Annotated in this window: 19 protein-coding genes and 2 pseudogenes; 11 read left to right on the top strand and 10 right to left on the bottom strand. The window is 69.8% G+C overall.

What is annotated here, in order from left to right:
- Positions 1–800 precede the first annotated feature (800 nt).
- A complete protein-coding gene (locus M8J74_RS20995) occupies positions 801–4,043 on the top strand; it encodes a S8 family peptidase (protein WP_372500223.1) in 3,243 nt (1,080 codons plus the stop codon).
- A 459-nt stretch (positions 4,044–4,502) separates the two neighbouring features.
- Here the strand turns inward: M8J74_RS20995 and M8J74_RS20990 are convergent, their stop codons facing one another.
- A complete protein-coding gene (locus M8J74_RS20990) occupies positions 4,503–5,381 on the bottom strand; it encodes an alpha/beta fold hydrolase (protein WP_249837908.1) in 879 nt (292 codons plus the stop codon).
- A 112-nt stretch (positions 5,382–5,493) separates the two neighbouring features.
- On the opposite strand from M8J74_RS20990, the gene M8J74_RS20985 reads away from it, so the two are divergent.
- Positions 5,494–7,431 (top strand): AfsR/SARP family transcriptional regulator, encoded by a 1,938-nt coding sequence (locus tag M8J74_RS20985; RefSeq protein WP_249837907.1) that lies wholly within the window; start codon positions 5,494–5,496, stop codon positions 7,429–7,431.
- Positions 7,432–7,537: 106 nt separating this feature from the next.
- Here the strand turns inward: M8J74_RS20985 and M8J74_RS20980 are convergent, their stop codons facing one another.
- On the bottom strand, positions 7,538–7,915 hold the full coding sequence (locus tag M8J74_RS20980) for a MerR family transcriptional regulator (protein ID WP_249837906.1): 378 nt from the start codon (positions 7,913–7,915) through the stop codon (positions 7,538–7,540).
- A 63-nt stretch (positions 7,916–7,978) separates the two neighbouring features.
- Here M8J74_RS20980 and M8J74_RS20975 point away from each other — a divergent pair, with 63 nt between their 5' ends.
- Positions 7,979–8,767: an SDR family NAD(P)-dependent oxidoreductase gene (locus tag M8J74_RS20975; RefSeq protein WP_249837905.1), complete on the top strand. Its 789-nt coding sequence runs from the start codon at positions 7,979–7,981 to the stop codon at positions 8,765–8,767.
- 164 nt (positions 8,768–8,931) lie between these two features.
- Here the strand turns inward: M8J74_RS20975 and M8J74_RS20970 are convergent, their stop codons facing one another.
- Entirely contained in the window at positions 8,932–9,996 is a 1,065-nt protein-coding gene (locus M8J74_RS20970; protein WP_249837904.1) for an aldo/keto reductase, read from the bottom strand.
- A gap of 117 nt (positions 9,997–10,113) precedes the next feature.
- Here M8J74_RS20970 and M8J74_RS20965 point away from each other — a divergent pair, with 117 nt between their 5' ends.
- From M8J74_RS20965 to M8J74_RS20955, 3 genes are all read left to right on the top strand, one after another.
- Positions 10,114–10,947, top strand: coding sequence for a helix-turn-helix transcriptional regulator (locus tag M8J74_RS20965; RefSeq protein ID WP_249837903.1), 834 nt, complete (start codon positions 10,114–10,116; stop codon positions 10,945–10,947).
- A gap of 400 nt (positions 10,948–11,347) precedes the next feature.
- Positions 11,348–12,169, top strand: coding sequence for a helix-turn-helix transcriptional regulator (locus M8J74_RS20960; RefSeq protein ID WP_249837902.1), 822 nt, complete (start codon positions 11,348–11,350; stop codon positions 12,167–12,169).
- A gap of 113 nt (positions 12,170–12,282) precedes the next feature.
- Entirely contained in the window at positions 12,283–13,224 is a 942-nt protein-coding gene (locus tag M8J74_RS20955) for an NADP-dependent oxidoreductase (protein ID WP_249837963.1), read from the top strand.
- Positions 13,225–13,267: 43 nt separating this feature from the next.
- On the opposite strand, the pseudogene M8J74_RS20950 reads toward M8J74_RS20955, so the two are convergent.
- Both M8J74_RS20950 and M8J74_RS20945 read right to left on the bottom strand, forming a co-directional pair.
- Positions 13,268–13,615, bottom strand: a pseudogene (locus M8J74_RS20950) (IS5/IS1182 family transposase); the annotation flags it as partial.
- Between the two features lie 148 nt (positions 13,616–13,763).
- Positions 13,764–14,060, bottom strand: a complete 297-nt coding sequence (locus M8J74_RS20945) for a winged helix-turn-helix transcriptional regulator (protein WP_249837962.1) — start codon at positions 14,058–14,060, stop codon at positions 13,764–13,766.
- A gap of 138 nt (positions 14,061–14,198) precedes the next feature.
- Here M8J74_RS20945 and M8J74_RS20940 point away from each other — a divergent pair, with 138 nt between their 5' ends.
- From M8J74_RS20940 to M8J74_RS20930, 3 genes are all read left to right on the top strand, one after another.
- Positions 14,199–14,771, top strand: a complete 573-nt coding sequence (locus M8J74_RS20940; protein WP_249837901.1) for a carboxymuconolactone decarboxylase family protein — start codon at positions 14,199–14,201, stop codon at positions 14,769–14,771.
- Positions 14,772–15,060: 289 nt separating this feature from the next.
- The gene (locus M8J74_RS20935; protein ID WP_249837900.1) at positions 15,061–15,354 is read left to right on the top strand and encodes a DUF1330 domain-containing protein; all 294 of its coding nucleotides are present in this window, start codon (positions 15,061–15,063) and stop codon (positions 15,352–15,354) included.
- Positions 15,355–15,492: 138 nt separating this feature from the next.
- On the top strand, positions 15,493–15,657 hold the full coding sequence (locus M8J74_RS20930; RefSeq protein ID WP_372500222.1) for a hypothetical protein: 165 nt from the start codon (positions 15,493–15,495) through the stop codon (positions 15,655–15,657).
- Between the two features lie 70 nt (positions 15,658–15,727).
- Here M8J74_RS20930 and M8J74_RS20925 read toward each other — a convergent pair whose 3' ends face one another.
- Positions 15,728–16,153, bottom strand: a complete 426-nt coding sequence (locus M8J74_RS20925) for a nuclear transport factor 2 family protein (RefSeq protein ID WP_249837899.1) — start codon at positions 16,151–16,153, stop codon at positions 15,728–15,730.
- An 86-nt stretch (positions 16,154–16,239) separates the two neighbouring features.
- Here M8J74_RS20925 and M8J74_RS20920 point away from each other — a divergent pair, with 86 nt between their 5' ends.
- Together M8J74_RS20920 and M8J74_RS20915 are read left to right on the top strand one after the other, a co-directional pair.
- Complete coding sequence (locus M8J74_RS20920) at positions 16,240–16,806, top strand: TetR/AcrR family transcriptional regulator (protein WP_249837898.1); 567 nt, start codon at positions 16,240–16,242, stop codon at positions 16,804–16,806.
- Positions 16,807–17,210: 404 nt separating this feature from the next.
- Positions 17,211–17,903, top strand: coding sequence for a DUF4328 domain-containing protein (locus M8J74_RS20915; protein ID WP_249837897.1), 693 nt, complete (start codon positions 17,211–17,213; stop codon positions 17,901–17,903).
- Positions 17,904–18,050: 147 nt separating this feature from the next.
- Here M8J74_RS20915 and M8J74_RS20910 read toward each other — a convergent pair whose 3' ends face one another.
- From M8J74_RS20910 to M8J74_RS20895, 4 genes and pseudogenes are all read right to left on the bottom strand, one after another.
- Positions 18,051–18,695, bottom strand: coding sequence for a dihydrofolate reductase family protein (locus M8J74_RS20910; protein ID WP_249837896.1), 645 nt, complete (start codon positions 18,693–18,695; stop codon positions 18,051–18,053).
- Positions 18,696–18,846: 151 nt separating this feature from the next.
- Positions 18,847–18,978, bottom strand: a pseudogene (locus tag M8J74_RS45150) (IS21-like element helper ATPase IstB); the annotation flags it as partial.
- 292 nt (positions 18,979–19,270) lie between these two features.
- Positions 19,271–20,152: a diacylglycerol kinase family protein gene (locus M8J74_RS20900; protein ID WP_249837895.1), complete on the bottom strand. Its 882-nt coding sequence runs from the start codon at positions 20,150–20,152 to the stop codon at positions 19,271–19,273.
- A 43-nt stretch (positions 20,153–20,195) separates the two neighbouring features.
- Positions 20,196–21,785 (bottom strand): FAD-binding oxidoreductase, encoded by a 1,590-nt coding sequence (locus tag M8J74_RS20895; protein ID WP_249837894.1) that lies wholly within the window; start codon positions 21,783–21,785, stop codon positions 20,196–20,198.
- Positions 21,786–21,802: the final 17 nt, after the last annotated feature.

The raw sequence follows: 21,802 nt of genomic DNA, 5'->3' as shown, positions 1-21,802 counted from the left end.
GTCGGCTGATCGCGACATGGTTGCTTCCGATCATGGCAGGACGGCACGCACCTTCCTCGACGAACGGTGCCCAAGAGGGCATCCGACTCGCGTAGTTGGTGTTCTGGGACGTTTGCGTGTGGGGCCATTGGCGGTCGTTGGACAACGTGAGGGTTTTTCGTCGCACCTACCGCAGCGATGCGCCCGACACCCGCTGGTCCTCGATCGAACCTGCCTTCACCGCCTGGAGGGCGAGTCGGACCGGCCTCGGCCAGCCAGGGCATCGACGCCGGCAAGAAGATCAAAAGACGCAAACGCCACCTGATCACGGACCTGTTCGGCCTGGTGCTGGCCATAGACGGGAAGTATCAGCACCAACCTCGCATATCGCAGGCAACAGAGAGCACACAGGCTGCCGTTGATCGGCGCCACCTCCCACTCAGCGATCGCGAACGTGCTCCCGCGCGCCGCCACCATCCGCAAGGGGAAGTTCACCGTGCGCGGCAACGCGGCGACTGACGTCACGTAACACCGTTGCGATGGGCGGGACTTCGCGATTCGGTAACGGTGTCTGCCCGGGCGCGTAACAGTTGTAGGCAGCGCTTTCACACCGTCCTCTCAACTCTTGAGCCGCCTCATCAACCCCCGGCATACTTCGTCGTCCGGGGGGTCGGTGTACAGCTGTACGAGATACCCCTCGGTCGGGTGAACGGGGAATTCGCCCGATACCTCATCTCCAGGGGGAGATCTTGCGCAGACAATTGAAAAGAGCAGCTGCGGCCACAGTGGCCACCGCCGCAGCCGTCGCCCTCGCAGCGGGTATGACCAGCCCCGCGTCGGCGAAGCCCGCGCAGCAAGTCCAGGCCGCCGGCTCCTCACTCACCGTCAAGCACCACGTCACCCTGATCACCGGGGACCGGGTCGACCTCGACGCCAAGGGCCGCGTCGTCGGCCTGCGGCGGGCCAAGGGCCGGGAGAACATACCCGTCCAGGTCCGCAAGGCCCACGGCCACACGCTGGTCGTCCCGGCCGACGCGGCCCGCCTGGTCGCCGTCGGCACGCTGGACCAACGCCTGTTCGACATCACCGAGCTGAACAAGGCCGCCATCCGCAAGGCCCAGAAGAACGGCCTGAAGGTCATCGTCGGCTACAGCGGCGCCGCCGCGGCCGCCCGCACCGATGTCCGGGACGCCGGCACCCTGCGCCGCAGCCTGAAGGCGCTGAACGCTGACGCCGTACAGACTCCGGTCAAGGACACCGCCGAGCTGTGGAACGCCGTCACCAACGGGGACAGCGCCGCCTCCGGCATCGCGCACGTCTGGCTCGACGGCGTCCGCCAGGCCGCCCTCGACAAGTCCGTGCCACAGATCGGCGCCCCCGTCGCGTGGGCTGCCGGCTACACCGGCAAGGGTGTCAAGGTCGCCGTCCTGGACACCGGTGTGGACACCACCCACCCGGACCTCAAGAGCCAGGTGGTCGCGTCCAAGAACTTCTCAGCGGCCGCCGACGCCACCGACCACTTCGGGCACGGCACGCACGTGGCCTCCATCGTGGCGGGCACCGGCGCCAAATCGGGCGGCAAGTACAAGGGTGTCGCCCCCGACGCCGAGATCCTCAACGGCAAGGTCCTGGACGACACCGGCTCCGGTGACGACTCCGGCATCCTCGCCGGCATGGAGTGGGCGGCCGCGCAGGGCGCCTCCGTCATCAACCTCAGCCTGGGCGGCTACGACACGCCCGAGATCGACCCGCTCGAGGCCGAGGTCAACAAGCTCTCCGCCGACAAGGGCGTCCTGTTCGCGATCGCCGCAGGCAACGAGGGCCCCCACTCGATCGGTTCGCCGGGCAGTGCGGACGCCGCGCTCACCGTCGGCGCCGTCGACAAGAAGGACAAGTTGGCGGACTTCTCCTCCACCGGTCCGCGGGCCGGCGACGGCGCCATCAAGCCGGACGTCACCGCGCCCGGCGTGGACATCACCGCCGCAGCCGCCAAGGGCAGCGTCATCGACAAGGAGGTCGGCGAGAAGCCCGACGGCTACCTGACCATCTCCGGCACGTCGATGGCCACCCCGCACGTCGCGGGCGCCGCCGCCATCCTCAAACAGGAGCACCCCGACTGGGGCTACGCCGAGCTGAAGGGCGCGCTCACCGGCTCGGCCAAGGGCGGCAACTACACGCCGTTCCAGCAGGGCTCGGGCCGTATCGCGGTCGACAAGGCCATCAAGCAGTCCGTGATCGCCGACCCGGTTTCGGTCAGCTTCGGTGTGCAGCAGTGGCCGCACACCGACGACAAGCCGGTCACCAAGCAGCTGACGTACCGCAACCTCGGCGACAAGGACGTCACGCTCAAGCTGACCAGCACCGCCACCGACCCCAAGGGCCATGCCGCCCCGGCCGGCTTCTTCAAGCTGGCCGCCACCTCGGTGACCGTCCCGGCGCACGGCAAGGCCGCGGTCGGCTTCACGGTCGACACCAAGCTGGGTGGCACGACCGACGGCGCCTACTCGTCGTATGTGACCGCGACCGGCGACGGGCAGAGCGTCCGCACGGCCGCCGCGGTACAGCGCGAGGTGGAGTCCTACGACGTCACGCTGAAGTTCGTCGGTCGTGACGGCAAGCCGGCCCCGTACTACAACGCCGATCTGATCGGTGTGGCCGGTCTGGCCAACGGCCAGCAGCTGAACGGGTACGACAAGTCGGGCACGGTGAAGGTGCGGGCGCCCAAGGGCACGTACATCCTCAACGCCGCCGTCTACGGGGACCCGCAGGACGCGAGCAAGGGCATCGACTCGATCGCCCAGCCGAAACTGACGGTCGCCAAGAAGCAGACGATCACGATCGACGCACGCAAGGCCAAGCCGGTGGACATCACCGTCCCGGCCTCGGGTGCCAAGTCCGTGTTCGCCTCACCCGAGTGGGACGTGACGATCGGCGACGGCCAGTACGGCTTCGGCTGGTTCCTCACCACGTACAAGAACTTCCACACCGCCCACCTGGGCCCGCAGCTGCCGGCCGGCACGCTCACCCAGCAGTGGGACGGCCACTGGACCAAGGGTGCCACCGAGCAGTACGACGTCACCTCCGGCGGCCCGGTCAGGCAGCTCGCCACCGGTTACACCAAGCACTACAAGGCGGGTGAACTGGCCACGGTGAAGGCGCGGCTCGGCGCCTCCGTGAGCGGCAAGAAGGGCTCCGTCGCAGCCTTCGGCTGGCTGCCCGGCGCCTCCGGTGCCTCCGCCGTCTCCATCCCGCAGAAGCTGCCCGGCACCCGCACCCTGCACCTGGCCGCCAAGGGCGGCGTGAAGTGGGAGCTGGAGTTCGAACAGGACGGCGGTCTCGACCAGGACGGGTTCCCGATCAGCGAGGCGGGCTACGCCCTGGGCGCCCAGTCCTACTCGGCCGGCAAGTCGTACACGAAGACGTTCAACACCGCGGTCTTCGGCCCGCACCTGAACGCCGACTTCGGTGTCTACCGCGACGGCAACCAGATCTACGGCATGCTGCCGCTGTTCGCCGACGGGGCCAAGCACGCCGGCTCCTCGCTCTTCACCTCGGTGAACACCACCCTGTACCGCAACGGCAGCAAGGTCGGCTCCAACCACGACCCGCTGTTCGGCGAGCCCTTCGACGTCCCGTCCGCCGACGCCGCGTACAAGCTGACCACCTCGGTCAAGCGTTCGCCGGACGTCGCCGCGGTCTCCTCGCGGATCGACGCCACCTGGACCTTCCGCTCCAAGAAGCCGTCGGGCGGCGGCATCGCCAAGCTCCCCGTCTCCGCCCTGCACTTCGGCGCCACGACGGGCCTGGACAGCCGGGTCGACGCCGACAAGAAGGTCACCTTCCCGGTGACCGTCGAGGGCGCGGCCGCGGGCGGCAACCTGAAGTCCCTCTCGGTGTACGTCTCCTACGACGGCAAGACCTTCAAGAAGGTCACCGTCCATGGCGGCAGGATCACCGTGAAGAACCCGGCGAAGAACGAGGGCATCTCGTTCCGCGCCAAGATCACCGACAAGAAGGGCAACACGTCGGCGATCACCGTCTACAACGCCTACCTCGGCAAGTGACACGCCGATAGGCCGATGACGGACGGCCCGCGGGAAGCACCACTTCCCGCGGGCCGTTCTCGTGCTCCGCCCCCGTGACGACAGCGAGCCCGCCTCAGACCGCCGCACTGCCCCGTGGCCAAGCGCGGCGTCCACATGGCCCCCGCCCACGTGTCGGTTCGCTCGCCGACTGGCAGCCTGGGCACGCCTGTCCGTAGGCACCTCGGCCGCTGACTGGGACTCTTCATCTCGCGCATGGGGCCTCCCGGAGCGGGACGGGGCCCTGCTGTCCGCCGGTACATCAGCCGCATCACCGGCTTCCAGATGTCGGCGGCGTATACGCACCTGATGAGCAACGCCTTCCTCACCACCGCCACCAGCTGCTTCACGATCTTCATCGAGCTGGCGTTGCCCCACGCGGCCCTGTCCGCCCGTTCCTGGATCCGAAAGGGCAACACCCTGGCTCTGGAGGGTGGACGCTCAGCGGGCCAGCAGGTCCTGGATCGCAGCCGCGATCTCGTCGGGTGCCTCTTCGGCCATGAAGTGTCCGGCGCGGGTCAGCCGGTGGTCAAGGTCCGGCGCCCACGCCTTCCACACCCCGGCAGCGTCGTAGCCCAGCCGCGCGCCCCAGTCCTGCTGGACGACCGTCACGGGCATGGCCAGTTGAGACCCGGCGTCCAGGTCCGCCTGGTCGTGCGCCACGTCGATGTCCGCCGAGGCCCGGTAGTCCGCGACGATCGACGTCACCGCCGCGGCGCTCGCGCGCAGGTACTCGGCACGCACATCGGCGGGCATGGCGTTCGGGTCGTTGGCCCAGGTGTCGAGGAACGAGCCGAAGAACGCGTCCGCGCTGCCTGCGATCATCGTCTCCGGCAGGCCCGGCGGCTGTGCCATCAGGAAGAGGTGGTAGCCGACCGCCGCCGAGACGCCATGCAGGACGTTCCACATGTCGAGCGTCGGCACGATGTCGAGGATGCCCAGGTGCGTGATGGTCTCAGGGTGGTCCAACCCCGCCCGGAAGGCGACCAGGGCGCCTCGGTCGTGGCCGACGAGGGCAAAGCGCTCGTGGCCGAGCGCCGCCGCCAGGGTCACGACGTCGGCGGCCATGGTGCGCTTGGCATACACATCGGGGCTGGTGGCCGCCGGCTTGTCGCTGGCGCCGTAACCCCGCAGGTCAGGACAGATCACCGTGTGCTCGTCGCAGAGCCGCTCGGCGACGTGTCGCCACATCAGGTGGGTCTGGGGAAAACCGTGCAGCAGCACGACCGGGCTGCCACTGCCGCCGACAGCTACGGCCAGCTCCACACCGTCCGCACCGGGCAGGCGAACGTGATCGAAGCCGGGAATGGTGAGCGTCATGAGGGACCACTCTTTCGGGTCGGGGACTTGACCGGATCAGCTTGGGCGACGGCGATCAGCAGCCGATCAGTACGGTTGGGCGCAACCGGCCCCCGGCACGGAGGATGGGGGCATGCGAATCGACGTGCTCGGTGCGGTGCGGGCCCTCCGCGACGACGGCAGCCCGGTTGACCTGGGCGGACCCCGCCATCGTGAAGTGCTCGCCCGGCTCGTCGCCGCCGAAGGACGGATGGTCACCACCGACACCCTGGTCGATGACCTGTGGACCGATCCGCCGGCCCGCGCCGTGGGTGCTCTGCGTACGTTCGTCGCCGCGCTGCGCCGCGCCCTCGAACCCGACCGGCCGCCCCGCAATCCGCCGCGCGTACTCGTCACCGAAGGTCCCGGCTACGCGCTGCGCCTGCCGCGTGATGACGTGGACGTCCATCGGTTCCAGGACACCCTGGCCCGAGCCCGCCGCAGCCCCGGCGCGGTGACCGACCTCAGCGCGGCACTCGCGACCTGGCGCGGACCCGCCTACGCCGATGTCACCGGCTCGGCGTGGGCGCAGCGCGAGCGGACCCGACTGGAGGAACTGAGGTTGGAGGGGGTGGAACTGCGCGCCCGCATCCTCCTCGATTCCGGCGAAGGGGCCGACCTCGTCGCCGAACTGGGGGCCCATGTCGCCGAACACCCGTGGCGCGAGCCGGCCTGGGAGCTGCTTGCCCGCGCGCTGCACCGCGCGGGCCGCCAGGCCGACGCACTGGCCGTCCTCCGCCGCGCCCGCGCCATGCTCGTCGACCAACTCGGGCTCGACCCCAGCGGCGACCTTCAGCGTCTGGAGACGGACATCCTCAACGGGGCCGCGCCCCTGGAGGGAGCGCGTACCGCGTGGACCGGCCATGGTGTCCGACTCGGCCCGCGCACCACCATGGACCTGGCCCGCACCCTCGCGCTGGCGGGGGGCGACGCCCTCGTCCACTCTCGGCGCGACCGCCCCGCCGCCATCCACGCGGCGGAGCGCACGGGAGACCTCTTTCTCACCGCCCGAACCATCGGCGCCTACGACGTGCCCGCACTCTGGAGCCGGGCCGACGACCCCGAGCAGTCCCGCGCCGTCGTCGCGGCTGCCGAGCGCACACTCACCGCGCTCGGCCCAGACTGCCCCGCCGATCTGCGCGCCCGCCTCCTGGCCACGGTCGCCGTCGAGAGCCGTAGCGCCGATCTGTCCACAACCGAGCTGAAGCGTGCGCAGCAGGCGGCACGACAGGCAGAGGAGTTGGCACGGCATCTGGCCGATCCCGCTCTACTGGCCTTCGCCCTCAACGGGGTGTTCCTGCAGTCCTTCACCCGCCCCGGGCTCGCGGCGGCACGGGACAGGACCGGCGCCGAGATCCTCGACCTGGCCACCCGGCACGAGTTGCCGAACTTCGCCGTCCTCGGCCGACTCGTCCGCCTGCAATCCGCCTCGGCCCTCGGCGACTTGGACGCCGCGAGCGCGCACGCCCATGCAGCCGACCTACTCGCCGCCACCACCGAGGCGTCCCTCGTCCCCGTCCTCACCGGTTGGTTCAGGGCCCGGGCCGCAGCCGCCCGCAGTGCCGAACCCGGCGGACCGACCGCCGCCACGGCAGCAGCGCACTACCGCTCTGCCGAGGACGCCCTGCGGACGGCCGGAATGCCGGGGCTGCACCGCGGCCTGTTCCCGCTCGCCCTCTTGGGACTGCGCCTGCTGCACGACCGGCCGGCGCCCACCGACCCGCACCTCGACTGGGGCCCGTACAAGCCCTGGACGCGCCCCCTCGTGCTGCTCGCCCAGGACCGATGCGAGGAGGTCCGTACCGCCCTCGGTGCCGTGCCAGAACCACCGCGTGACCAGATGCAGGAGGCCATGTGGTGCCTGACCGCCCGCGCCGCCGTACGCCTCGGCGAGCGCGAAGTCGCCGCACACTGTGCGGCTGCCCTGCGTGATGCCTGCGCAGAACACGCCGGCGCCGCCAGCGGCATGCTGACCCTGGGCCCGGTGGCGCGGTACCTGGCAGAGGCGGAGGCATGCGCCGCAGGAGAGTGAGCGACCGGAATCCGCGCACCCCGAGCCCGTCCGCACCCCTCCCACGGCTCCGTCGCGAGGTTCCGGTCTGCGCCAGGGTGCCGACCTCACACGCCTTTCAGCCGCCTCAAGCGGAGCGGCGGGGTTGGCCGGCGGGGGCGGCCGTGCCCGTGAGGTACCGGTCGAGCGTCTCGCGGCGCTGAGCGATCTGCTGCTCTTGGCGGGCGAGTTCGTCGCGGACCTGCCGGACGCGGGCCAGGAGTTGTGTGCACTCACCCGCGGGCGGTGCCGGTTCGGTGCTGCAGGGAAGGATGTCCCGGATGATCTGAGAGGGCAGCCCCGCGCGGTAGAGGTCCTGGATGAAGGCGACCTGACGTACGGCTTCCTCACCGTACTCCCGGTATCCGTTGGAGCGACGGCGGCTGGAGAGCAGCCCCTGCTCCTCGTAGTACCGGAGCGAACGGGTGCTGGCCCCGGTGGCCCTGCTGAGTTCCCCGATGCGCACGCCGTCTCCTCCACCGATCCATGCTTGACATTCACGTCAATGTCAGAGTTTACGGTTCTGGGCATGAAGACGAAGGAACAGACGAGGTGGCGAACTGCGGTCGTGACCGGCGCCGCGACAGGCATCGGGGCCGCGATCACCGAGCGGCTGGCCGGGCAGGGCATGCACCTGGTCCTGGTCGCACGCGACGGCGCACGCCTGGAGGCGGAGGCCAAGCGACTGCACGCCGAACACGGGACACAGGTCTCGACGCTCGCTCTCGACCTGTCGCACCAGGGTGCTCCTTCCCGGCTGGCCGAGTGGCTGGCGGATGCGGGGACCGAGGTCGACGTGCTCGTCAACAATGCCGGCGCCAGTCTGTTGGGGCCGGTCGTCGGCAGCGATCCCGCGCTGGTGCGCGGCCTGGTCGACCTCAATGCCGGCGCGGTGGCAGAGCTGACGGCGCTCTTGCTGCCCCCCATGGTCGCGCGGGGAAGAGGTGCGATCGTCAACATCGCGAGCACCGGTGCGTACGCGCCCGCGCCGTATGTGGCCGCCTACGCGGCCTCGAAGGCGTTCGTGCTGTCCTTCACCCAGGCGGTATGGGCCGAGACGAGGGCGACGGGAGTGCGGGTCGTGGCAGTCAGCCCCGGTGCCACCGACACACCGATGAACACACGCCGAGTGCCGGGCAAGCGCGCGCCCGGTTCCGTGGCGGACACCGTCATGACCGCCCTGCGAGGACGGGGCCCGGCGGTCGTGGACGGCCGTCTCAACACGGTCCAGGCCTTTGTCTTCGGCCACCTGCTGCCCGCGTCAGCGGCTGCCCGGATCGCGGAGCGAACCCTGCGCAGGGCGGCGCTGAGGAGCTGAAGCTCCCGCTCACCGCTCATCCATGACGCCCCATCAGGAAGCCGCACGCCCCTGCCAACCCTCCTACACGCACATCTCGCCCCGATGCCGCAACACGCCGGCGCCTACCGCAGATCGCGGCCCTGGGGGGCCGAGGCGCAGCCCTTCAGGGGCTCGGTGCGGTGTCAGCGACGGGTTTCGATCCTGAGGTCGCCCCCGGTCACTCTTCGGATGTGGTCGCTGGCGAGCATGGCGTGCGGATAACCCAGTTCGATCCCGCCGATCTTGTTGAGACGAGCCAGCTGCGCGGCGGTGAAGTCCACTGACAAGGCGCCCAGGTTGTCCTCCAGCTGCGCCGGAGTGCGGGCGCCGATGACGGGCGCCGTCACGTCCGGGTGGTGAAGGAGCCAGGCGAGTCCGACCTGGGCGGGCGTACGGCCCAGCTCAGCGGCGATCTCACGCACGGCACCGGCGATGGTGAGGACGCGTTCGGTGACGGTGCCCAGCGCGGCGTTGAAGCTCTTACGCGTGCTGTCTGCGGATGCGGCGTGCGTCGCGGTCAGGTCGTCGTGGCTGTACTTGCCGGTGAGCACCCCACCAGCCAGCGGTGAGTACGGCACCACTCCCAGTCCCATCTCGCGTGCCATGGGGATCAGATCGCGCTCCCCGCCACGTTCCGCCAGGTTGTATTCGATCTGCAGCGCGACCAGCGGGGACCAGCCGCGCAGGTCGGCGATGGTCTGCATGCGCGAGACCTGCCAAGCCGGAGCGTTGGAGATCGCCGCGTAGAGGATCTTGCCCTGCCGGACCAGGTCGTCCAGGCCGCGCAGTATCTCCTCGACCGGCGTCGTGAAGTCCCACACGTGCAGGTAGAGCAGGTCGATGTAGTCCGTGTTCAGCTGTCGCAGGCTGGCCTCCACGGACGCGAACAGGCTCTTGCGGTGAGCTCCCCCGGAATTCGGGTCGCCGGACCGGCGCAGCGTCGTGTACTTCGTCGCCAGGACCAGACTTTCGCGGTGGTCGCGAGTGAATTCGCCCAGCAGACGCTCGGAGCTGCCGTTGGTGTAGGTGTTCGCGGTGTCGATGAAGTTGCCGCCACGCTCGACGTAGAGGTCGAACATCCTGCGCGCCTCGTCCCGTTCTGCGCCCCAGCCCCACTCGGTGCCGAAGGTGGCCGCGCCCAGTGCCAGCGGTGAGACTCGCAGTCCGCTGCGGCCGAGCAGCCGGTAGGTGTCGAGAGTGTGCGACATCGTGTCCTCCTGTGCGTGTGATCCGTCGTCGGGAGCAAGCCTGCGATCACCGCGAGCCGGGGGTAAGGGCGGGACGTTCCTGGGAACACCACTCCCACCTTGGGTGTTGGACCGGGCATGACGCCCCGCACCGTGGACACGACACAGGAGCTGGCCGCGTTCTTGCGGAGTCGACGCAAGCGTCTGGACCCGGACGCACTCGGCCTGCCGACGCGCCGACAGGCCCGGCGTACTCCGGGATTGCGACGGGAAGAGGTCGCCGAACTGGCCGGAGTCAGCGTCGACTACGTCGTACGGCTGGAACAGGCCCGTGGATTGCGGCCCTCGGCAGAGGTGGTGGAGGGGCTGGCCCGCGCGCTGCGCCTGGCCCCCGACGAACGCAGGTACCTCTTCCAGCTCGCCCAACAGCGTCCCCGCGACGCGGGCAAACCCGCCACAACCGCAACGCCGTCGCTGGCCCGGCTCGTCGACGATCTGTCGCCGCTGCCGGCCATGCTGATGAACCACCGCTTCGACGTGCTGACCTGGAACAGCGAAATGGCCGGGCTGCTGGTGGACTTCGCCGCCCTGCCGCCGGCTCAGCGCAATGCGATGTGGTTGTGCCTGATGCATCCGGAGACACGCAAGTACTACGTCGAGCGCGAGCGCGTCGTGCGGGAAGGAGTCGCCCACCTGCGCAGTGCATGGGCCGCACACCCACGTGACGAGGTGCTCACCGGCCTGATCGGCGAAATCATCGCGGGCGACGAGGAGTTCGCACGCTTGTGGGACGAGCAGCACGTCGATGTCAATGGCCGCGGGCGCAAACTGATGGACCATCCCGGCGCCGGTGTGATCGCCGTGGATTTCGAAGTCCTCACGCCACTTCAAGACCCAGACCAGCGGTTGATGATATGCCGCCCCGCGGACGCCGCGAGCCGGTCTGCATTGGACAGGCTGTACGCACGGTGAGGTCCAGCCTCGACAGCGAGGTGATCCCGGCTTCAGGGGGGTGATGCCGGTCCAACGCACGCAGGAGGGCCGGGAGCGACCGTGGACCAGACCCAGTCCGAACGAGGCGTGTGCGCTCCGCCGCAGGACGCGACCGGAACGATGCTGCGGGATCGCACCGCAGGCCGCCCGCACGGGCCTCAAGGACCAAGAAGTGCGGGAGTACGGTGTCAAGCCGCGGGAACCGCAGGGCTGAGCATGCCGCCGGGCGCGCCACTCAGACCGCCAGGCAGCGCATCCAAAGTGCAACGTAGCTGCATGAGCTCGTCAGCCAGGGACAACTTGTCCCCGGTTAAAGCCACCCTTCATCCGCTCCCGGGTTCGCGTCAAGATTGTCCTGTCGAACAGAGGAGGTCGGACGATGGACCGGGCGTTGCTGGCGGATTTCCTCCGAGCACGTCGTGAGGCGTTGCAGCCGGAGGATGTCGGGCTTCCCCGCGGGCAGCGGCGCCGCACCGGCGGGCTGCGGCGCGAGGAGGTGGCGGCGCTGGCCGGGATGTCGGCCGACTACTACAGCCGGATCGAGCAGCAGCGAGGTCCGGTGCCGTCGGAGCGGATGCTCGTCGCGCTCGCCCGGGCACTGCGTTTCAACCAGAGCGAGCGTGACCACCTCTTCGTCCTGGGCGGGATCCCGGCGCCTCGGCGGATCCTGCGGGACGACTACGTCGGACCCACGATGCTGCGGATCGTCGCTGGCCTTTCGGACGTGCCGGCCATCGTGCTGTCACGACTCGGTGAGGCCTTGCTGCAGACTCGCCCGGCGGTCGCACTGCTCGGTGACTACACCCAGTACTCGGGCATGTCCCGTTACCTGGTCTACCGATGGTTCACCGGTGATCCGCAGGTCCGTGGCCTGTACCCCGTGGAGGACCATCCGATACGAGGCAGGGTCTTCGCCGCGGAGATCCGGGACGCGTACACGGCGGATCCCACAGGAAAGGCCGGCGAGATCGTAGCCGCGCTGCTGGAGGTCAGTTCCGAGTTCGCGAACATCTGGCGGTTGCACGAAGTGGGAGTGACCCATCATCACGACCTCAAGCGCTACCTGCACCCCGAGTTGGGGGAGCTGGAGCTCTACGCCGAGATGCTCTTGGATCCGGAACAGTGTCAGACGCTGCTGGTGTTCACCGCCGTCCCCGGTTCCCCGAGCCATGACAAGCTCCAGCTCTTGACCGCCCTCTAGCGGCTGTCGTCCCTCACACACCTGAAGGCACTGTCTCGAAACCGAGGCATGCCCCAGCCTCAATGTGCTTCAAATTCGAAGCAGATTCTCCATCATGAAAGGTGGCATGTGCCATGAAAGCAGTACGTTTCCATGAGTACGGCTCTCCGGACGTCTTGCGTTACGAAGACGTGGAACAGCCGATCCCTGCGGCCGGGGAGGTCCTGATCCGGGTGGCCGCGACGTCGTTCAACCCGGTCGACGGCAACATCCGCGCGGGTTTCATGCAGGGCCCCATCCCGGTAACCCTGCCGCACACCCCCGGCATCGACGTCGCGGGCACGGTCGACGCCCTGGGTGAGGGCGTGCACAGTGTCCGGGCAGGTGACCGCGTTGTCGGCCTCCTACCGATGACCGGCGCCGGCGCGGCGGCGGAGTACGCACTCGCACCGGCCGGCCTGCTGACGGCGGCGCCTTCGAGCATCCCGCTTGCCGATGCGGGCGGGCTGCCTCTGGTCGGGCTCACCGCCTGGCAGGCCCTCTTCGACCACGCCAAGCTCACTGCCGGCCAGCGGGTGCTGATCAACGGCGCGGGCGGTGCAGTCGGCGGCTACGCCGTCCAGCTGGCCAAGCACGCCGGCGCACACGTGATCGCCACGGCCGGGCCACGCAGCAGCGAACGCGTCAAGACTTTGGGTGCCGATGAGGTGCTCGGCCACGGCGTTCCCGAGCTGTCCGCGCTGGTCGACGTCGTGCTCAACCTCGCGCCGGTCGAGCCGATGCAGTTGGCCGCGCTGACCTCCGCGGTGCGCGACGGCGGCATCGTGGTGAACACGACGGTGTGGATGCCCGCGCCTTCCGACGAGGAACGCGGCGTGCGCGGCGTCAACCTCTTCGTCAACAGCGACGCCGCACAACTGGCGAGGCTGGTGACACTGGTCGACTCCGGAGCGCTGCACGTCGACATCGCTCGACGGGTGCCGCTGGCCGAGCTGCCGACGCTGCACGCGGAGGCCGCCGAAGGCGCGCTCTCCGGCAAGGTCCTCGTCCTTGCCCCCACCGCCCCGCTCACCTAGGCACTGCCTCGTGGATCCGTCGGTGAGATCGTCGTGCTCAAGCGTCGAAGGCAGGCGGGCGGCCTCCGGCGCGACCCCGCCGCACACGATGGCCGACCCAGTCGGACGACTGGCGGATGACAACGCCGATCCCTCGTCGGCAGAGGCGTATTCGGATCGCGCGTGACGCACACGCGCGATCCGCCACAACGACCTTCGGCCGGATCCTCGGTCTTCCGAGTCCACTTCGCGGAACACGGATGCCGGCCAGGGCGGTCCCAAAGGCCGGGACATCGCCCCCTGGCGGGGCCATCGGCCGAGCACGGCCATCGTCGGTGAGGTGGACCTTCGTACTCAGGCCGCCGCGAGAGCGTCCGAGCGCGTGGTCGTCGGGTTCGGGCACGTCTGCGGCCCGAGCCATTGCCGGGAGTCGCGATCTGCCGGACCGGGCAGACCGCGGCCCCAGCAATCCATGCCGGCTCAGCCGCATGTTGCCGGGGGCCCACCGCCCCTACCCAGCACATCGTCACTTCACCGCCACCTGGTTCGGGAGTCAGCCGTCAGGTCTCGGTGGGCTCCTCACCTTCGCGTTCTTGCTCCTGCGCCCAGACGGCCGCCCATTCGTCGAGCGGACGCAGGGCGTGACTGAGTGCTGTCCCCAGCCGAGTGAGCTCGTAGCCGTCGGTCGACTGGGCGATGATCCCGCTCGATGTGAGTTCGCGGAGCCGCTGGTAGAGGACGCTGGACGACATGCCTTCGCACCGCGCCAGCAGTGCACGGGCGCCGAGCGGGCCCGAACGCAGCTCCCAGAGAATGCGCAGCGCCCACCGCCGACCGAACAGGTCCATCGCGGCCATGATCGGTCGGCCGGTCGTCGATCCACGAACCGGCTTTCCTGGGCGCGGCGTTGACATACGTCTCCTTGCGTTTCTCTATTCGAAACACTAACATCCATTCGGCGTTTCTGATTCCGAAACAAGCTCGAGGGAGAGCCGATGTCGCGGATAGCCCTGCTCGAACCGCCGTACACCGACGAGGTCGGCGCACTGCTCGCGCGCATGATGCCCGGAGACGCCCCGCCGATCGGTCTGTTCCGGATGTTCGCCAGAAACCTCCCGATGGCCGGCGCCATGCACGGGTGGGGTCGCTACGAGTTGGGTCGGCAGCTGACGCTGACCATGCGGGAACGCGAGATCGTCATCGACCGGACGTGCGCGCTGTGCGGGTGCGAGTACGAGTGGGGCGTGCACATGCTGACCTTCGCCGAGCGCGTCGGCCTCACTCACGCACAGGCGACTTCGCTGGTGCACGGCGGTCCCGCCGACGAATGCTGGACATCCGAGCGGGAACGACTGCTCATTCTCGCTGTCGACATGCTGCATGAGCGCTCCGACATCGACGACGCGTTGTGGGCACGGCTTGCCTCGGTCTTCGACGAGCTCCAACTGCTCGACCTGCTCCTGCTGTGTGGGTGGTACCACGCCGTCAGCTTCGCCGCCCGCACTGCCCGCATACCGCACGAGCCCGGCGCACCACGCTTCGCCGACTTCCCGCCCCGCACTCGATGACGCGCCCCACCGGGCCTGCCGGCCACGACGACCTGCCCGTCACGATCGTCCACGCATGCCTGCGTGAGGGGCGTGGAGGCAATCCGACGGTGGTCGTGGACGAGACGCCGGCAGGCCGTTGACCGATGGCGAGCGCCGCCTCGCGCTTGGGCGGGCTGGTGCCCAGGCCGGATCAGCAAGTCCTCACACACGTTCGGTGCTCCGCCACCGGGACCGAGCAACATGAGCGTCTGAGCGTCTGAGCGTCGATTCGAAGTCGTACATGTCCGCCCGAACACAGGAGGTTTCCATGACCAAGGGCTACTGGGTCAGTGTCTACCCCGCCATTTCCGACCCTGAGATTCTCACTGCCTACAACAAACTGGCCGGTCCGGCCGTCCGGGCTGCGGGCGGGAGCGTCCTGTCCCGTGGCGGCCGAGTCGTCGCCCACGAGCTCGGAATCACGCAACGCGTCGTTCTGATCGAGTTCGACAGCTTTGGACAGGCCGTCGCGGCCTACGAGAGCGAGGCATACCAGAAGGCGCTCGTGGCCCTCCCCGACGGCTTCAAGCGCGACTTCCGCATCGTCGAAGGCATCGACTGACCGACGGGCTCAGTCATCGCTGGAATCAACTTCAGGACCCGAACGGCACCTCCCCGCACCTGGTGGTCGGTGCCCGGCCGCACGAGCCATCGAAAGCGACGAAGACAAAGTGTCTTCGAGGAAGAGTCCTGCTTCTCGATGACGCAGCCGGGGGCACACCCCGGTGATCAGGGACTGCCGCCGTTCCCCGTGGCCGGAGTCGTCGGCCGGCCCCTCAAACGGCCCGACGCGCTGTTCGCCGACTGCGGTTACGACCACGACAAGTACCGCCGGCCCTGCGGCAACGCGGCATCCGTCCGGTGATCACCGGACGAGGACAAGCCCACGGCACCGGGCTCGGCCGAATTGGGCCGTGGCTGGAGTGGTCGGGCCGTCAGGCCCTGGCGCCGGCGACGCCTGAGCCGTCCATGTAGTCGCGGACGCGGGTGATCACTCCGTTGCGGACGTGGAGTATCAGAAGGCCCGGAACGGTGAACGCAGAGCCCTTGGGCAGCACTGTTCCCACCACTACATGCTCGGCGATGATCACCTCGGGATCGGCGGTCTCGTAGGCCGCGATCCTTCTGACCTCCTGCACCTCGGCGGGGCTGGCGCCCCAGATCGCCCGGTAGCCGGCGCGCACAGCCTCACGTCCCTCGAAGCGGGCCGGGAAGCCGGGTGGGGTGAACGGGAACTCGTGGACCCCATCGACGGCGTAGAGGTCGGCGAGTTCGTCGGCCGACTTGTCGAGCATGGCTTGGTAGTAGCGGCTCAACACCTCGGCAGGGGTGCGGCCGGCAGGTGTATCGAGAGGTGACACGGGGGCACTCCATTCGCTCAACACTTGTTGACCCGATCACGGTAGGCTCGCCGCGGAAGTTCGGTCAACGGCTGTAGAGTGAATTGGTGTCCACTCCCCGCCAGTCCCGCGCCGACCGCCGCCGAGCGACCGAGGCACGCATCCTCGACAGCGCCCGGGAGCTGTTCGCCGAAAAGGGGTTCGAGCGCACCACCATCCGCGCCGTGGCGGCCGCGGCAGGCGTCGATCCGGCTCTGGTGATGCAGTACTTCGGCTCGAAACGGAAGCTGTTCGGCCAAGCCGTGCAGGCGTTGCCCACCCCGCTGCCTACCACTGATGCCGACGAGCTGGTCGATCAGTTGCTGGCCTCCCTCGGCCTCAAGCTCGGCGGGCTTCCCGAGGGCACACTGGCGATGATGCGGTCGATGCTCACAGACCAGGCGGCAGCCGATCACGTGCGTGCCGCTCTGGGGCGGCAGATCGACAGCGTCGGTGCCGCCCTGCCGGATCCCGACCATCCCGAACTACGCGCCGCACTGGTTGTCACCGCGTTGCTGGGCGTGACCATCGGCCACCAGCTGCTCGGCCTGGCAGCGCTTCGTGAGGCCCCTGCGGATCACATCGCCGCGTTGCTTCGCCCCGCCATCAAGGCCCTGGCAGGGCCCTCGGGGTGAGCCCGGAATGCTCGTCGGTCGAGGCGGCGAGCCACTGGTCGGGGTCGTCGCAGATGGAGGGTGCCGGCTGGTGCCGAGCGCCGGCCTGAACCCGAACTCCGCCACCACCCCGCACGTCCATCCTCCTCGCCCGGACACGTGCTGGAGCATCCGGTCTCAGCAGCGGACCGCCGTGGGAGCTGAGGGACCTGGGCGAGCCGGCGCTCGCCCAGGCCGTCTTCAGGGAGTTGGCGGACCGAGCTGGGCTGAGAACCGAGTGGACGTACGACGGCATCCAACCGTATGTTCCGGTGGCCGCGCGCGTTCGTACGCGCGCTGACACCAATGCGCCCGCGCCGGTTCGGGGAGAACCGCGCGCCGGCTCGGATCTCGTCTTCTCGGGGGACTTTCTCATGACCACGCCCATGCCGGTTCCGCCAAACGCTGCCTCGCCCGGCGCCTTGCTGCGCTCGCCGGCCGCGCTCGGCCGCGCCACCGTCATCATGCTCGGCCTCGTCATCGCCACCGACCTGTTCGCCTGCTACGCCGACCTGCGGGAGATGAACGTCACCGGCGACCTGACCGACGGCGTCACCGGCGCCGACGTGATCGACCGGGCGGACCAGGCGGACGCCCTCTATGCCATCGCCGGCGTCGCGCAGGGTGTCGCGCTGGTGGCCACGGCCGTCGTCTACCTGTGCTGGCTGTGGCGGATCCGGGTGAACGCCGAGGTGTTCGACGCCTCGCGGCATCGCTTGAAGCGCGGCTGGACCATCGGCGCCTGGTTCTGCCCGGTGGTGAACCTGTGGTTCCCGCACCGGATCGTCGCGGACAGCTGGGACGCCAGCGCTCCCTGGGGCTCGCGGTCCGGGCACACGCCGGTCAACGCCTGGTGGACACTGTGGATCGCCAGCGTCTTCGTGGGCCGGTTCGCCGACAGCAGTTCCCGTCAGGGCCAGACGGCGGACGAACTGCACGAGGCAGCCGGGACGATGCTGTTCTCCGACTGCCTCGACATCGCGGCGGCGGTCCTCGCCATCGTGGTGGTCGTCCGCCTGACCCGGCTGCAGGAGCGCAAGGTCCTCTCCGGCGAGCTGCCCGCTCCCGCACTTGGCTGAAGACCTCCTCGCTCAGCAGTAATCACGTAGCACTGCGGAACGGAGGCTGGACGTCCGCGCGACGCTGTGGGTCGGGCCTGCCAAAGCCCGACTCCACAACCTGGCCCCAGCTGGATGGATGACGCCCCTACGGGACGGGTCTTTGCGTCACCTTCGCCAGAACAGATGGTGCGTGACGCCGCTCGGGCTGGGCACGACCTCCAGGTGGAACCGGTCGAGCAGCTCATCGGGGGACTTCCAGAGTCGTAGCCCGGTCCCGAGTTCTACCGGTGAGACCGCCACGTGCAGGGTGTCGACGAGGTCGGCGTCGAGGAACCGTCGGATGGTGGTGACCCCGCCACCGAGCCGGACGTCCTTGCCCTGTGCCGCTTCCCGCGCCTGGTCGAGGACCGCGGCCGGGTCGCCGTCGACGAAGTGGAAGGTGGTGTCCGAGAGCGTGAACGACGGACGTGTGTGGTGGGTCATGACGAACACCGGCGTACGGAACGGGGGTTCCTCCCCCCACCAGCCGCGCCACTCATGGTCCTCCCAGGGTCCGCGCTGGGGCCCGAACTTGTTGCGGCCCATGATCTCGGCACCGATGTTGCGTGCGAAGTCCCGGGTGAAGTAGTCGTCGAGGCCCCGGCTTCCCCCGGGGTCGGTACGCATGGGCCAGCTCGCCGTTGCTCCGGCCCAGGCGAACAGCTTCTCGGGATGGTCGTGGCCGAACGGCCTCTCGAGACTCTGGTGCTCACCGGCACCGATTCCGTCACTCGAGACGTTGAAGTTCATGACTCTGAGCAGTTGATCCACGTGGTTTCCTCGTCGGGTTGTCGCGTCACCGTGCGGCGAACCGCCGGACATCAATCACGTCGAACGGGACGCGACCGGATCGACAGCAGCCCACGACTCTTTTTCCGACACCCGCCGTGAAGCGGCCCAGCTGCTCGGTGGCTCAAGGCGGCTACGAGCCGGCCTTGGCTGCGGTCGCCGGCCTGTGCCCGGGTGAGGCAGGCAGGTAGGCATCGGTGCCGGTGTCGATGATCGTGCCGTTGAACGTCAGGCGGTCAAAGGTGCCCGCGCAGAGCCGGGGATCGGCGGGTCTGCACCGCAGGCGACTCCCTCGCAACGGCGCCCCTCCCCCGAGTGGCAGGATCCGGAGCAGAGGAGAGGGCTCCCTTGCGTACGACCGCGATCCCGCAGCGCCAGCCCCAACCCGGCCGTGGGCTGTCCGGCCCTCGACGCCGTCACAGGGCCGTCTTCATCCCGGCGCGCACCTGCACGCTGCGATGGGAGTGCCGTCGGGATCGAAGGCGCGCACTGCACATCGTGAACCGGCAGACCGGCTGGTCAGCTGCCTCCTCGGCGGTCGAGACGATCTTGCGGGCTCAGTACAGCACCGACAGGTCCCCGGGCCGCACCCGCGCGGTGACCGGGAGGGTGGCGTCCACCTCGCCGTCGGCGCCGTAGGGGACGGGCCGGCCGGCCTCGATGCGCAGCTCCCGGCCGCGCAGGACGCGCACTTCGGGGCGGCGGATGTGGGCGCCGGTCTTCAGCTCGTTCATCAGGGTGAAGAAGAGCCTGCGCGGGGCCTCGCGGATCAGCACCACGTCCAGCAGCCCGTCGTCGACGCGCGCGTCGGGTGCGATGAGCCGGCCGGAACCGTAGTAGGGCGAGTTGGCCGCGACGACGGTGTAGCCGCGGTGGAGGTGTTCCTCGCCGTCGACGGTGACCCGGTAGTCGGCCGGCCGCCAGGTGGTCACGGCGCGCAGTCCGCCCGCGTAGTAGGAGGCGGCGCCGCGCAGCAGGCGGGCGTTGTTGGCGTGCAGGTTGGCCTGCGCGTCGACGCCGGCGTACACGCTGCCCAGGACCACCGTGCGCGGGTGGACGGCCGACTCCACCTCGATGGTGTCGACGGGCCGGGGCTCGGCGTGCAGCAGGATCTGGGCGAGGGCTTCCGGCTCGGCGGGCAGGTGCAGGGCGCGAGCGAAGTCGTTGCCGCGTCCGGCGGGTACGAGGCCCAGTACGGTCCCGGTGCCGCTGAGCGCGCCGCCGATGCCGCCCGCGATGCCGTCGCCGCCCACGGCCAGGACGATCCGGCCGCGTTCGCCGGCCGCGCGGGCGATGTCCTGGGCGTGGGAGAGGTCGTTGCTGTACTCGGTCTCCAGCTCGGCACCGGCCGCGCGCAGCAGCCGGGCCAGCTGGATCAGGGTCGCCGCCCCGGTGGAGCCGCCCGCGGTGGGGTTGACGACGGCGGTGTACTGGCGCATCGAATGGGCCTCCGAGGCAGGCGGTCGGATGGGGTGGGGTGGGTCAGTCGGTGGGCAGCAGGACGCCGGGGTTGAGCAGGCCCTCGGGGTCCAGACGGCGCTTGACGGCGCGCAGGGCGGAGATGCCGAGGGGGCCGGCTTCGCGGACGTACCAGTCGCGGTGGTCGGTGCCGACCCCGTGGTGGTGGGAGATGGTACCGCCGGCCGCGAGCACGGCCTCGTTGGCGGCGTGCTTGGCGGGCGTCCAGTGAGCCACCGGGTCCTCGCCCTGGGCGCTGACGACGGTGAAGTACAGGGAGGCGCCGTTCTCGTACACGTGGGAGATGTGGCACATCACCAGCGGTGGGGTGCCGGCCTGGGTGAGGGTGTCGGTCAGGGCGGTGCGGACGGCGGTGTACAGCTCGGGGACGCGGGACCAGAAGGCCGCGGTCTCCAGCGTCTCGGCGAAGGCGCCGGCGTCGAGCAGGGCGTCGCGCAGGTACGGCGCGGAGTAGCGGCCGTGCGCCCAGCGTTCGCCCGGTTCGGCGCCGGCCGGGGTGCCGCCGCAGTCCGCCAGGACGGCGGCCGCCCGCTCGCGGCGGTACGCGGTGTCCTCGGCCGTCCCCTCGTACCCGGCGATCGCCAGGCAGCCCGCACCGCCTGCGGCAAGGTCGGCGCCGATGGCGTCGGGCTGGGCCAGGCCGACGAGCGTCTCGGTCTCGTCGGACAGGCGCAGCACGGTCGGCCGGGGTCCGTCCTGGGCGAGCCGGCGCAGTGCGGCGGTTCCCTCCTCGAAGGAGCCGAACCGCCAGCCCTCGTAGATCCGGACTTCGGGCAGCGGGCGGATCCGTACGGTGACGGAGGTGATGACGCCGAAGGCGCCCTCGGAGCCGAGGATCAGCTGGCGCAGGTCGGGTCCGGCGGCGGAGCGTGGGGCGCGGCCGGTCTCGATCGTGCCCTCGGGGGTGGCGAGGGTCAGTGCGAGCACCATCTCGTCGAAGCGGCCGTAGCCGGCGGACGCCTGCCCGCTGGAGCGGGCCGCCGCGAAGCCGCCGATGGTGGCCCATTCGAAGGACTGCGGGAAGTGGCCGAGGGTGAAGCCCTCTGCGGCGAGCAGCGCTTCGGCCTCGGGAGCGCGCAGGCCGGGCTGGAGGACCGCGGTGCGGGAGACCGGGTCGAGGTCGAGCAGGGCGTTCATGCGGCGCAGGTCGAGGGCGACGAACGCGCTGCGCTGCGGGGCCAGTCCGCCCACCACCGAGGTGCCGCCGCCGAAGGGCACGACGGCGAGGCCGTGCGCGGCACAGGCGCGCAGCACGTCGAGGACCTCGTCGTGAGTGGCGGGCAGGACGACTGCCTGCGGGACGTCGCTGACGTCGCCGGCGCGCAGGCGCAGCAGGTCGGGGGTGGACTTGCCGCGGGTGTGCCGGACGCGGCTCTCCGCGTCCGTGCGTACGTGCTCGTCACCGACCGCGGCACCGAGGGCGCGCAAGGCGGCGGGGGTTGCCGTGGGGGCGGGTGGGCGGATGTCGTCCAGGCCGAGTGCGGGGGTGCTGCGGGGCTGGACGCCGAGCAGGTCGTGCAGCAGCCCGGTCACCGTCTCGGGCAGCGGTGCCGCCTTGGCCGGGTCGCCCCAGCCGTTCCACAGCATGTCCATTGAACGGTCGTCCTCAC

The organism is Streptomyces panaciradicis (genome assembly GCF_023516615.1).
GTDB classification, from domain to species: Bacteria; Actinomycetota; Actinomycetes; order Streptomycetales; family Streptomycetaceae; genus Streptomyces; species Streptomyces panaciradicis.
This window is presented reverse-complemented; position numbering and strand designations above follow the sequence as displayed.